At 44.8% G+C, this 12,838-nt stretch carries 10 protein-coding genes; 4 read left to right on the top strand and 6 right to left on the bottom strand.

What is annotated here, in order from left to right; all coding sequences use genetic code 11:
• Positions 1–29 precede the first annotated feature (29 nt).
• The 4 genes from csrD to RA178_RS02595 form a co-directional block, all read right to left on the bottom strand.
• Positions 30–1,973 carry an RNase E specificity factor CsrD gene (csrD, locus tag RA178_RS02610; RefSeq protein WP_306684392.1) on the bottom strand — a complete coding sequence of 648 codons (1,944 nt, stop codon included), beginning with the start codon at positions 1,971–1,973 and terminating at the stop codon, positions 30–32.
• Positions 1,974–2,159: 186 nt separating this feature from the next.
• Positions 2,160–3,404, bottom strand: a complete 1,245-nt coding sequence (locus RA178_RS02605; RefSeq protein ID WP_263167665.1) for a malic enzyme-like NAD(P)-binding protein — start codon at positions 3,402–3,404, stop codon at positions 2,160–2,162.
• 522 nt (positions 3,405–3,926) lie between these two features.
• A complete protein-coding gene (gene rpmE, locus RA178_RS02600; protein WP_063883331.1) occupies positions 3,927–4,139 on the bottom strand; it encodes a 50S ribosomal protein L31 in 213 nt (70 codons plus the stop codon).
• Positions 4,140–4,320: 181 nt separating this feature from the next.
• A complete protein-coding gene (locus tag RA178_RS02595) occupies positions 4,321–5,334 on the bottom strand; it encodes a FimV/HubP family polar landmark protein (RefSeq protein ID WP_306684388.1) in 1,014 nt (337 codons plus the stop codon).
• A 102-nt stretch (positions 5,335–5,436) separates the two neighbouring features.
• On the opposite strand from RA178_RS02595, the gene priA reads away from it, so the two are divergent.
• From priA to RA178_RS02575, 4 genes are all read left to right on the top strand, one after another.
• Positions 5,437–7,632 (top strand): primosomal protein N', encoded by a 2,196-nt coding sequence (priA, locus tag RA178_RS02590; protein ID WP_113940093.1) that lies wholly within the window; start codon positions 5,437–5,439, stop codon positions 7,630–7,632.
• 134 nt (positions 7,633–7,766) lie between these two features.
• Positions 7,767–9,512: an arginine--tRNA ligase gene (gene argS / locus RA178_RS02585; protein ID WP_105251263.1), complete on the top strand. Its 1,746-nt coding sequence runs from the start codon at positions 7,767–7,769 to the stop codon at positions 9,510–9,512.
• A 3-nt stretch (positions 9,513–9,515) separates the two neighbouring features.
• Positions 9,516–10,232 carry an SPOR domain-containing protein gene (locus RA178_RS02580; RefSeq protein ID WP_105251262.1) on the top strand — a complete coding sequence of 239 codons (717 nt, stop codon included), beginning with the start codon at positions 9,516–9,518 and terminating at the stop codon, positions 10,230–10,232.
• A gap of 315 nt (positions 10,233–10,547) precedes the next feature.
• Complete coding sequence (locus RA178_RS02575; RefSeq protein ID WP_006083282.1) at positions 10,548–10,772, top strand: hypothetical protein; 225 nt, start codon at positions 10,548–10,550, stop codon at positions 10,770–10,772.
• A gap of 183 nt (positions 10,773–10,955) precedes the next feature.
• On the opposite strand, the gene RA178_RS02570 is transcribed toward RA178_RS02575, so the two are convergent.
• Both RA178_RS02570 and RA178_RS02565 read right to left on the bottom strand, forming a co-directional pair.
• Positions 10,956–11,894, bottom strand: coding sequence for an SPFH domain-containing protein (locus RA178_RS02570; protein WP_181800857.1), 939 nt, complete (start codon positions 11,892–11,894; stop codon positions 10,956–10,958).
• The gene (locus RA178_RS02565) at positions 11,894–12,829 is read right to left on the bottom strand and encodes an SPFH domain-containing protein (protein ID WP_105251260.1); all 936 of its coding nucleotides are present in this window, start codon (positions 12,827–12,829) and stop codon (positions 11,894–11,896) included. Before RA178_RS02565 ends, RA178_RS02570 begins: the two co-directional genes overlap by 1 nt.
• Positions 12,830–12,838 lie beyond the last annotated feature (9 nt).

The following is a 12,838-nucleotide window of genomic DNA, read 5'->3' as shown; positions in this document are numbered from 1 at the left end:
ATATTAATCACCCAAACACTGAACTTCCCTTACTTAGCCTCTATGGGTTCACTGAAATACATTCCCTGCGCTGCGCCAACACCGAGGATTTGCAGTGTCTGCCACTCTTCAAAGACTTCTACCCCTTCGGCGCAGACTTGTACTTCCGTTCGATATAAACCGCCAATCAAACTGCGAATAAATAATTGGTTTTCTGGTCGTAAATGAATATGACGCACGATGGATCTGTGTAACTTAATTAAATCAAAATGGCATTCGCGAATGTAATAAGTACCGACAACCTGCTGACCCACATGATCGACACATAATCTCGCGCCCATTTTACGGATCATATCTAATTTAGGCTGCAACTTTTCTTGATGTTGAATAACGATATCTTCAGACACTTCGAAAATCAGTCGCGTGGTTAGATGGCGATATTCTAATAGCGTCGTTTTTAGCCATTGAGTGAAGGCTCGGCTCATTAGCGAATCCAAACTCAGATTAATACTGTATATCTGCGGCGCTGATTTCTTAATTGTTTGAGCATTCGATACGCCGTCTGCTAATTCATTCGACAATAATAACAATACCCGCTCAATAATTTGCCGTTCAACCTGTGGCATTAAGCCACATTTATTAGCCATTGGAATAAACAGTGTGGCACGGATTAACGCCCCCTGATTATCCCGAGCCCGCGTAAATATCTCTTTATGGTGTTCATTACCATCTGAATCAATTATCGGCTGGCTAAAGGGGAAAAATCGCCTTTGCACTAATGCGTTTTCTAAAAAGCTTCGCCAACGCACTGAGCCTTTGGCAAATTCTTCATCAATCGCGCCTTTGTCATACATAAACCAATTACTATTCCCCTGTAATTGTGCCGCCCTCAAAGCCATATCGGCTTCTTCAATTAACTGAGCCGCATTATCGCCTGCGGTAAAATAAGCGCATCCGAGGTGGAAAAAGTTATCGCTATTCTCAACATCAGGCAAAGGCTGGCTTAGACATATCTTGAGTAATTTGCTGGCAAATTGATCCGCTTCAATTAAGGAGATTTGCGGCACGACTATGGCAAATTGATTATGGGAGCGACGGGCAAAAATACTATTAGCTTGAGTTTGCAGTAATTGACTTATCGCATTAACAGTCGAGTTTAATAGCTCTTTCGTCACAGCTTCACCTTGGGATTGCTGCAATAAATCCAGATCATCCATTTCTAATAAATAGATCACCCCGTGGGCAAGCATAGCCTGATTATGACTAAGGGCGTCGAGACGATTATTCAAAAAGAGTCGGTTACCAATGCGCGTTTCCGCATCAAGAAAGGTATTAGAACGGATGAATTTGTCGAAACGCCCCCGCTCCTTTTGTGCGTCCTGTAACTCTTCTAACAACTTAGTCAAAGCACGGTTAATCAGCCTTGGTTTACCATTTCCGGGGGTAGCGAGTGCTTGCTCATGCTTACCTTGCAAAATCAATCGACTGCGTAAGGCTAATTCTTCAATGCCATCGAGCTGCTGTGAAAACCATAAATAACCAAAACGCACTAAGGCAGCCACGGCTAAGATACCGACCAACAAAATCAGAATTTCATACCAACTGAAAGTGTAATGCTCGAAGGGCTGAGTCAAGGTTAACTGCATACGCAAGCCTGATGTCGGCTCTAGCATATGGTCATACACCATCGCATTTTGCGTAGAAAGGTTGCCTTCATAGGCAAATAATACTTCATCTTTCAAGGTCAACCGAAAATTAACGGCATTGTAAGCAAGCAGCATGGGCGGTAGCCAAGCCTCTAGCTCCCAATCAGGTTGGTGTTGAAACTGATCGACTAACATAGTTTCGAGTTCAGCGACTTTTTGCTGCTGAAATTTATAGGTCAGCTGCACGAAACTCATCATAGCGCTCAGCAAAAATACGAAGGCGATAGCGGCTAATGACATTAACCAAAAGCTGGTTAATTTTGTAGTTAACATTCGGGTGAATTTCATCTATCCGCTATCCTGCAGGATTATTATAATTATTTGTGCGATTTTAACAGAAGTTCAACAAAAGTTGTCCGTTGATTATTCAGTAGCATAACCTAAAAGGCAACTAAGACGCTGTGACTTTAATGTCCACTTAAAAACAAAAAAGAGGCTAATTAGCCTCTTTTTAATGTTTTTACCACTTTTAGCCTAGTCGGCGTATTTAGGTAAAGTGGTGATCGCAGCCACACCAGAGTCGATAGCCGCTTGTGCAACCGCACGGGCAACATTAGGCAATAAACGTGGGTCCATAGGTTTTGGCAGCACATATTCAGGGCCAAAACTCAGCGACGTCACATTAGGGTAAGCCTTCAATACACTCGCAGGCACTAACTCTTTTGCCAGTGATGCAATTGCATGAACTGCCGCAATTTTCATCTCATCATTAATGCAAGACGCACGCACATCCAATGCACCACGGAAAATAAATGGGAAACACAATACATTATTGACTTGGTTTGGATAGTCGCTACGACCCGTACCCATGATCAAATCACTACGCGTTGCATGAGCAAGTGCAGGTTTGATTTCAGGATCTGGGTTAGAACACGCAAAAATCACTGGCTTATCGGCCATCAGCGCGACTTCTTCTGCACCAATGACGTCAGGACCTGATAGACCTAAAAATACGTCTGCGCCTTTAATAACATCAAGAAGCGTGCGTTTCTCGGTATCATTCGCAAATAGTGCTTTATATTCATTAAGATCTGTACGGCCAGAATGAATAACACCTTTAGTATCTAGCATGTAAATGTTGGCGCGATTCGCACCGCATTTTACCAGCATAGTCATACAAGCGATGGCAGCTGCACCCGCGCCCATACACACAAAAGTCGCGTCGCTGATCAACTTGCCTTGAATTTCCAGCGCATTGATCATACCCGCCGCAGTCACGATTGCGGTGCCGTGTTGATCATCATGGAATACAGGTACTTTACAACGAGCAATCAATTCACGTTCGATAACAAAGCATTCGGGCGCTTTAATATCTTCAAGATTGATACCACCAAAGGTGTCAGCAATCGCAGCAACAGTATTAATAAATTCCTCAGGCGTATTATGCGTAATCTCAATATCTGTCGAATCGATATTCGCAAAATGCTTGAACAATAATGCTTTACCTTCCATTACAGGTTTAGAAGCCAAAGGGCCCAAATTCCCTAAACCTAAGATAGCCGTACCATTGGTAATCACGGCAACCGTATTACCTTTATTGGTATAACGATACGCATTGTCAGGATCTGCAGCGATTTCGCGTACTGGCTCAGCCACACCGGGGCTATAAGCTAGGGCGAGATCGTGACTCGTTTCGGCGGGTTTGGTAAGGCAAACTGCGGTTTTGCCTGGTATGGGAAATTCATGATAATCGAGTGCTTGTTGACGAATATCTGACATTTTAAAATCCTGAAATGCGACATTTATAATTTATGAGAGTAAGACCTACCAACACACATCTAGTCTCACCAAAGGGTGATGTTAATAGTCTGGCTGGTCGGGGTAAGATACGCCAATAAGGGGAATTTATAAATAAGAGATTCATAAATTTCACTTTAGCCGCCAAATAGACACTCTAAGCTTAGTTTTATAAACTTATCTCCTATAATAAAGCTGCATTTCTTAATATGTTTTGTAGGAAACAAACATATATTTTGTAGTTACTGCGCTAGTTGTAGCGACCTAATCTCAAAAATGTTGGTTAAATTACAATATATGGCGACTAGCATATTTATCTTATAGTTAATTGCTATAAATAAGTCGAATTATACACTTGAACTCTCAATACTGAATAAGTTGACTATTTATTGAGTGAAGTCGTACCAGCTAGATATGTAGAATAAGCGGAATAAAGAAAATCGACGAATAACAAAAAGCAAAAAGGCGCCATAGGCGCCTTTTCTAGAAACAATGCAATTGCAATTATTTCTTTGCAAGCACTGCAAAGCGCTTGTTGAATTTGTCGATACGACCGCCGGTATCAACAACTTTTTGTGTACCAGTGTAGAATGGGTGACAAGCACCACATACGTCTAAATGCAGATCTTTACCAGCAGTAGAGTTTACTTTGATAACGTTACCACAAGTACAGTTTGCAGTGATGATAGCGTATGTTGGGTGGATACCTGGTTTCATTGGGGTTACCTCAAAAGTGTAAGGCCATGTCGCTCTTCCAACCCGTAGTCGGACACCACATGCATGTTAATAACAATATGTTTAGGGCGCAGAATGGTACAGCATACCTACAAGGGATACAAGTAGATTATCTGAGCGTTTGCCGGTTAATCTGTGTCTATTTTGACTTTAGTTAAGCGGCTTATTTTCCCGCTTCTTTAGCCTCAAATACCGCCCGCGCCTCTTTAGCATCAGAATGCTGATCCAAAATCATTTTCGAAGGACAAGATAGCACCGCATTGCTCTTGAGTGCATTGATTCTATTCTTCGAGAAAGCCACAGGATTTGCCTCGTAAATCGCCAACATAGCGCCATATACACTCACATCCCAATCCTTGGCATATCGATTGGCGATACGCCACAACGTCTCGCCAGCAAGATACGTTAACTGGCAATGTTCGGGCGTCTGTGAGGCCGTTTCAGCAATATTCTGTTTTTGCTCATTATTTGCCGTTTTCACTATTTCTGGAACCACAGTTTCAGTTGCAGCGTTTTCAACAGCCCCTTTTTCAACAGCAATCGTCTCAGAGGTTTTAGCAGAGAAGTTTATCTCAGTAGCCGACGTATTTTGTTTATTCGCGGCTTCAGGAAATCTAAAGCCAGTCACCACTTCTACCGTTGGCACTTTGGATTGGGTATTTGCAGCAGTAGCAACAGTCACTGCGGGCGTTACCTCTACAAGTGGCTTTGATTCTGCCACCACTTTTACAGGCTTAATGCCCACTTTATCCGCACTTTTGGGGGCGCCCGCTGTGGTGGTATTTTTAGTGTCCGAAACCGCTTTTGTCGTTAACGCGGCAGAGGCCGGTTTAGCCGCACCGAATAAATTGATACTTTTGACGTCATACCATCGGTCAAGGCGATACTCTCTCACTAAGAGTTTAGCGCTGCTATCCTTCACATCTTCAACGCCAGTGAGTAAAACTAAAAAGCGATTAATCTCCTCAACCATTAACCTTTCTTCGCCGCTAGCTTGCTGCACAACAAACTCTAAGCGCGACATATCTTGATTGTCTGCGATCACATTCACCCTGAGTTTAGGGTAAGCGCCTAATTCAAACATCCGGCTATTAATACTCACATGGGAGACTTGTGCCATGCTAGGTGCGCTGCACACCAAAGCAAGTAGACCTAATGATTTCACTATATTAGCCATTTATTTACTCTCAACTATCCTTGGTAAACCATCATTAGGGCTAGCCCTAGCCAGCCGCGCTGAGTACACTAAACCACATTCTTGTCTAAGACTTGCCTGCATATGTCATTGTTTGTCGAAGTTGCGTTACCAGTGCCTATGCGGCAAACCTTTAGCTACCGCGTACCCGAATCCTATCCTAGTACACCGCAAATAGGTGTGCGCGTTAAAGTTCCCTTCGGTCGTCAACAATTGATCGGGTTAGTCACTGGTATCACTGAGTCTTGCAGCTTAGCCCCAAAGCAAATTAAGTCTGTGCTCGAGTTTATCGACGATAAACCTTTACTGCCTGAATCACTTTATAAATTAACTCTTTGGGCTGCGAGATACTATTTTTGCAGCCAAGGGCAGATGCTAACCCAAGCCTTACCTGTGGCCCTGCGTAAAGGGCTAGATGCCGCGCCACAAAAGATCCAATTCTGGCAATTAACTGAAATAGGCCAAAATATTGCGCCCGAAGCGGTTAAACGCGCACCCGCACAGAAAAAACTACTCGAGTTACTCAAAACCGCCAGCTTAACCCAAGAAGAGGTTATCAGCTTAGACATCAGTAAAGCGGCGCTTAAAGCCCTAGAAGATAAAGGCTGGGTGGCACGCCATGAAAAAATTGCCGAGCTTAACCTCGACTGGCGCACCACACTCGAAATGGACGAAACGCCACATAAACTCAATAAAGAACAAGCCGTCGCTGTTGCCACTTTAAATCTGCAACAAGGATATCACTGTACTTTATTAGAAGGCATTACCGGTTCGGGTAAAACGGAAGTCTATCTTGCTGTACTCGAAGAAATCCTCAAGCAAGGCAAACAAGCGTTAATTTTAGTGCCTGAAATCGGCTTAACACCCCAGACAATCAATCGCTTTAAGCGCCGCTTCAAAGTCAATGTTGCCATTTTACATTCAGGGTTAACCGACAATCAGAGACTCGAAGCATGGCGCCAAGCCCGCTGTGGTCAGGCTGCAATCATTATCGGCACCCGCTCAGCCTTGTTCACACCTATGGCGTATCCCGGCATCATCATACTCGATGAAGAACACGACAGTAGCTTCAAACAACAGGAAGGCGTTGGTTATCATGCCCGCGACTTGGCAGTCATGCGTGGCCATTTAGAAGCGATTCCGGTGATTTTGGGCACAGCGACGCCCTCACTCGAAAGTCTACAAAATGCCTTAAGCGGCCGTTACCATCATTTACAATTGGGTGAGCGCGCAGGTGCGGCTAAAAAAGTGCGCCAAGGCATTATCGACATTAAAAATATGCCGCTGAAAGCCGGTATGTCAGTGCCGCTACTGAACGAAATCCGCCTGCATTTAGACGCTGGCAACCAAGTCTTGTTGTTTCTCAATCGCCGCGGCTTCGCACCAGCCCTGCTTTGCCACGAGTGTGGGCACTTACACGAATGCGACCGCTGCGACGCGTTTTTCACTGTACATCAATCCCTTGGCGAAATTTGCTGTCACCATTGTGGCAATCAATACGCCATCCCCAAGCAGTGTCACAAATGTGGCAGCACTATGTTGATGGGTCAAGGCATAGGCACAGAACAGCTCGCCGAAGCGCTGCAACAAGAGTTTCCTAAACATCCAGTAGTGCGCATCGACCGTGATACGACCCGCCTTAAAGGTTCATTAGAAACCCACTTAAATGCGATTCATAAGGGGGAATATAAAATCCTCGTCGGCACGCAAATGCTAGCTAAGGGCCATCACTTCCCTGATGTGACGCTTGTTGGGTTACTCGATGTCGATGGCGCCTTATTTAGCGCCGACTTCCGCGCGCCCGAACGTTTTGGACAACTCTATACCCAAGTTGCAGGTCGTGCAGGGCGCGCCAGTAAACCCGGCACGGTATTATTGCAAACTCACCAGAGCGACAATCCTATTTTGCGGGATTTGCTGCACCGCGGTTATGGCGAGTTTGCTCGCAGCCAGCTCAAAGAACGTCAACAAGCACTGCTGCCGCCAGCATGGCACATGGTGTTGGTGCGCGCCGAAGCGCATTTAGCCAGTGATGCCGATAACTTTCTCAACGCCTTTGCCGCGCTTTTGCCGCAAGATAAAGAATTTGAGGTGATTGGTCCTATGCCAGCGCCCTTAGATAAAAAAGCCGGCAAGTTCCGCCGCCAACTCTTATTCCAAGCTAAAAACCGCAATCGCTTGCAACAAGAGTTTGAACGTATTCATCCGCTTGTAGAACAACTTATCGAAGCTAAACGCTGCCGATGGAGCTTAGACAGAGATCCGCAGGATCTCCTCTGAGTCGAGTATTTGATAAGTATTTAAGCGCCATTTGATAAAAAATCATCGGGAAGATAGCAATTGTTAACCACAAACGGCTAAAATATGCGGTTATTCCCTGTATTCACTCTTAAAGTTAGTGCCGATTAGAACCCATGAAATCACATATCCAATCATTACTTGAACAAACTCTAGAATCCTTTAAACAACAAGGTATTGTGCCTGCTGACTTTGAAGCACGCATTCAGGTAGATCGAACCAAGGATAAGAGTCATGGCGACTTGGCAACCAACTTAGCCATGATGCTGACCAAGGTCGCAGGCAAGAATCCACGCGAATTAGCCCAACTGATCATAGATACCTTACCGGCTTCGGCTTTTGTGGCTAAGGTTGAAATCGCAGGACCAGGCTTTATCAACTTTTTCATCAACGACAGCGCCTTAGCAGATCAACTGCAAAATGCCGTCAACGATGAGCATTTAGGCATTAAATTACCGACCCCACAAACCGTTGTTGTCGATTACTCTTCACCCAACCTCGCCAAAGAAATGCATGTAGGCCATCTGCGTTCAACCATCATTGGTGACAGTGTTGTGCGTGCATTGGAGTTTTTAGGCCACAAGGTTATCCGTCAAAACCATGTGGGCGACTGGGGCACACAATTTGGTATGTTGCTGGCCTATATGGAAGAGCTGCGCGCCAAAAATGGTGAAGAAGCTCAACTTGAACTGTCTGATTTAGAAAACTTTTATCGTGCCGCTAAACTGCGTTTCGACGAATCAGCAGAATTCGCAACCCGCGCTCGTCAGTTAGTGGTTGAACTGCAATCTGGCGACGAGTATTGCAACAAACTGTGGCGCGAATTTAACGACATTTCGTTAAGCCACTGCCATGAAGTCTACGCCCGTTTAGGTGTGAGCCTGACCCGCGCCGATGTACACGGCGAAAGTGCTTATAACGCCGATCTCGAGCAAGTGGTTAAAGATTTAGATGCCCAAGGTTTATTAACCGAAAGTAACGGCGCTAAAGTCGTATTCCAAGAAGCCTTCCGCAACAAAGAAGGTGAGCCACTGCCTGTTATCATCCAAAAGGCCGATGGAGGCTATTTGTATGCCACCTCAGATCTTGCGGCAATGCGCTACCGCTCGAACGTGTTAAAGGCCGATCGCGTCCTGTATTTTGTTGACCTACGTCAGGCACTGCATTTCCAACAAGTCTTTAGCCTAGCGAAACTGGCTAAGTTTGTCCGTGAAGATATGTCATTAGAACACTTAGGTTTTGGCACTATGAACGGCGAAGATGGCCGTCCATTCAAAACCCGTAGCGGCGGTGTCGTTAAGTTAGTTGACCTGTTAGAAGAAGCCAATGTGCGCGCGCTAGAACTCGTTCGTAGCAAAAATCCTGATATGGATGAGGCCACGCTGACTGAAATCGCCCGTGTCGTTGGGATCAGCGCCGTTAAATATGCTGACTTGTCGAAAAACCGTACCAGTGATTACATTTTCAGCTTTGAACAAATGCTCAGCTTCGAAGGCAATACCGCACCTTACCTGCTGTACGCTTACACCCGTGTTGCGGGCATATTCAAGCGAGTAACCGATCTGGATCTCAGCCAAGCTAAAATCGTGCTTGAGCATGAAAAAGAGAAAGATCTCGGTAATAAGTTGGCGCAGTTCGGTGAGATCCTCAATCGTGTTGTCGATAAAGGTCAGCCGCATGTACTGTGTGCTTATTTATATGAATTAGCAGGTGCTTTCTCTAGCTTCTACGAAGCTTGTCCAGTGCTTGCCGCCGATAATGACGCGCAAAAGAACAGCCGTTTATTACTTGCGCAACTGACGGCTCGTACGTTACAAAAAGGCCTAAATCTACTCGGTATTGAAACCTTAGAGCGGATGTAAGCCATGAGTAATCGCGATTATGCCAATAGAAGGCCGCAGTCGGGCGCTAAACCGCGCCCAATCCGCGCGACTCGCCCAACTCGAGCAAAGCCTTCACAATCTAAATCGGCGCCGCGTAAGAAGCTGCCGCTGACCTTGATAGGCTTTGTCATACTCGCAGTGGGTTGTTTCGTCTATTTCCTGTCAAGCATTAAAGATAATGCTAAGCAAGAAGTGAAGCCGATACCCGCTCCAACCAAGAAAACGGAAGTACAAGTTAAGCCTCAAGAGACAGCAGTGCTCACGCCTAAGGTCAAAGAACCTGAACGCCAAGCGGTCGTTATCCCAGTAGAGACAACTGAAACTGCTGAGCTTATTGTTCCGCCAAAGAAGGATCCTAATGCTCTGCCACCACAACCAAAGGAAGAATGGACCTATCTCAACGAGCTTGAAAATAAGCATGTTGAGGTCGATATTCCCGATATTGTTGCGAGCAGAACACCGATGCAATATCAGTTGCAGTGTGCTTCTTTCCGCCAAGAATCACAGGCGAACGAGATGAAAGCCGTCATCGCTTTCCAAGGTTTAGAGGCGCAAGTGAGACAAGTCGAAGGTACGACTGGCGTATGGTACAAGGTTGCTTTAGGCCCCTTCGAGCGTAAACGTGATGCAGAGCGTAAACGTCATACACTGCAAAAAGCGGGAATTAATGGTTGCCAGATTCTGGCGATTCCTAAATAAGGCTTTAGCCTACTTCTGATAGACTATTAAGAATAAATAGCGGCCAGCGTTTTATCGCTCGTCGCTATTTTTTTGTCCGTATAACATGACTCACGCATTGACTCTGCCCGCCCATAAAAACTCAGTTTTAAACAACAACTCATTTCAAATTTGCTGATCTACTAAATTTATAACCCATTATTTGTAAACAACAAAATCCTTTATTAAGAAAGATTAATATGCAGTTTAATTGACCTAGATCAAACTTAGGCGTATCTCTTAATTAACAGCAAGACCGCTGTATCTGTGTCAAATCCAACCTCAGGGTGAAGTATTATGAATGCATTAATCGAGATAGAAGCCACCGAATTCAGCCAACTGTTCAAGAGTGGCGACATGCTGGGAATTAGGATGTTTATGGAACATGTGCGCATGCCGCTGGATGTTCAAGACAAGATTTATGACGAAATTTCTGCGCTTCAGCAATTAGAACAAAACCAAATTGCCAAGCTCATTGAAACCCACGCCCATTCCCAAATTCATGAACGCCTAGCTTATTAGCCTTCCATTCAATGAAAAATTTATCTATGCCCAACTGCAGCTTCTGGCGGTTCATTCAACAGAAGCTGTCTAACCCCCACCCACTCTCCATCACACAGAATCAAATTTCAGCCAAAAAATAAGGCCAAATACCTGGGTATTTGACCTTAATAATCTAGCTAGTTTCAAATTTTAACCATAGCCTTAGCTCGGTTTTTCTTCCGTTAAGCCTATGCTATTCATCCAATAATCAAAATCCACCATATTACCCGGTAACACCACTCGACTATTCTTCTGGCTTAAGCCATCAAGCTGTTTAAAGTATTGCTCACCGAGTTGCATCCGCAGGGCATTGTGACCACCCGGCGCGGCAATAACAGAGGCGAGACGTTCAATCGATTCTGCCGTTGCGCGGGAAATGGTTAAAATTTCCTCAGCCTTACCTTCGGCTTCGTTAATCCGGCGCTGCATCTCACCTTCAGAACGGTTTACCGTTTCAGCTTTAACCCCTTCAGAACGGTTAATTTTACTCTGTTTGTCGCCTTCACTCTTAGCCAATAATGCACGGCGCTCCCGCTCGGCATTTACTTGCATTTCCATGGCATTTTTAACGGTTTCAGGTGGTGTGATATTTTTTATTTCATAACGATGCACACGTATTCCCCACATGGCACCCGCTTGATCTAAGACTTGCACTACCTTGGCTGAGATCACATCACGCTCTTCAAACGTACGATCAAGATCAAGTGTCCCTATGACAGAGCGCGTCGTCGTTTGCGCCAACTGAATTGCTGCATAACGATAATCAGTAATACCATAGCTGGCCTTCACTGGGTCAGTCACAGAGATATAAATCACCCCATCCACTTCAACGTTTACTTCGTCGCTCGAGAAACATTCCTGCGGTGGTACGTCAATGGTTTCTTCTTTCAAATCATGAATAAAAGCCACTTTATCCACAAAGGGGATCAAGGTATGGAACCCTGCATCTAACGTACTGTGATACTTACCTAAACGCTCAACAATAAAAGCCGATTTAGTGGGTACTAGGCGGATCGATTGAAATAGTTTAATCACAAAAATGGCAAATATCAGGCCCCAAATCGCCATCACAATCAAATCTGTATCTACTGGAATATTCATTATCGCGCTCCTTTGCCAAGATTATTCTGGCCACTCATAGTCTGAGTGACTTGCTCCATGCCTTCGAAGAAACCTTCAAGTTTTGCCATTTCAGCGGGAACAACAGAGACTTGTGCATCATTGAGGATCTTGCCAACTTGAGCAATAAACTGTTCTTTTAATAGCATATTCATCGCATCTGTACCGCCATTGACGGCTAATGCTTGCGAGATCATTGCCATACCTTCGGATTTTGCTTTGGCTATGATAGCGATCTCCTGACCTGTACCTTTAGCTTCATTAATCCGTTTCTGTTTTTGACCTTCTGACAGGTTAATGGCCTCTTGGCGCTCACCTTCAGACATATTGATCATCGCGGCTTTTTCGGCATTCGCTAAGGTAATTTCGGCACGTTTACGACGCTCAGCTTCCATCTGCTTCTCAAGAGTGTGGATCACATGGCGTGAAGGCGTGATATTACGAATTTCATAGCGCAATACCTTGATTCCCCATGGCTCGGAAGCCTTATCTATTTCCCGCACGATTGATTCATTTAAGCTATCACGCTCAGAGAAAGTCTCACTCAAACTCAGCTTACCGATTTCAGATCGCATAGTGGTCTGGGCTAAATTCACCGCTGCTTTACGGTAGTTTTCAATACCATAACTCGCCAATTTGCCATCCATCACTTTTAGGTAGACCAAGCCGTCCACTTCAAGTTGAGTGTTATCTTTGGAGATACAACTCTGTGGCGGCACATCTAATACTTGCTCACGGGTATCGTGACGGTAGGAGACGCGATCGAAAAAAGGGATCAAAAAATGAAATCCAGGGCTTAATACTGCGCGGAATTTGCCAAGACGCTCAATGACATGCACTTCACGCATCGGCACAATTAACATCAACTTATAAAGAATAAAAAAGATAAATAAAATGACTAAGGTAAATACAAACATAGATTCCAT

Source organism: Shewanella oncorhynchi, assembly GCF_030848765.1.
Taxonomy (GTDB): domain Bacteria; phylum Pseudomonadota; class Gammaproteobacteria; order Enterobacterales; family Shewanellaceae; genus Shewanella; species Shewanella oncorhynchi.
Note: the sequence above shows the minus strand (reverse complement) of the source record. Positions and strands in the feature narration are given on the sequence as shown.

What these genes read in the sequence shown, in the direction of transcription:
- csrD (WP_306684392.1), bottom strand. Translation starts at nt 1,973, where the DNA reads ATGAAATTCACCCGAATGTTAACTACAAAATTAACCAGCTTTTGGTTA.
- RA178_RS02605 (WP_263167665.1), bottom strand. Translation starts at nt 3,404, where the DNA reads ATGTCAGATATTCGTCAACAAGCACTCGATTATCATGAATTTCCCATA.
- rpmE (WP_063883331.1), bottom strand. Translation starts at nt 4,139, where the DNA reads ATGAAACCAGGTATCCACCCAACATACGCTATCATCACTGCAAACTGT.
- RA178_RS02595 (WP_306684388.1), bottom strand. Translation starts at nt 5,334, where the DNA reads ATGGCTAATATAGTGAAATCATTAGGTCTACTTGCTTTGGTGTGCAGC.
- priA (WP_113940093.1), top strand. Translation starts at nt 5,437, where the DNA reads ATGTCATTGTTTGTCGAAGTTGCGTTACCAGTGCCTATGCGGCAAACC.
- argS (WP_105251263.1), top strand. Translation starts at nt 7,767, where the DNA reads ATGAAATCACATATCCAATCATTACTTGAACAAACTCTAGAATCCTTT.
- RA178_RS02580 (WP_105251262.1), top strand. Translation starts at nt 9,516, where the DNA reads ATGAGTAATCGCGATTATGCCAATAGAAGGCCGCAGTCGGGCGCTAAA.
- RA178_RS02575 (WP_006083282.1), top strand. Translation starts at nt 10,548, where the DNA reads ATGAATGCATTAATCGAGATAGAAGCCACCGAATTCAGCCAACTGTTC.
- RA178_RS02570 (WP_181800857.1), bottom strand. Translation starts at nt 11,894, where the DNA reads ATGAATATTCCAGTAGATACAGATTTGATTGTGATGGCGATTTGGGGC.
- RA178_RS02565 (WP_105251260.1), bottom strand. Translation starts at nt 12,829, where the DNA reads ATGTTTGTATTTACCTTAGTCATTTTATTTATCTTTTTTATTCTTTAT.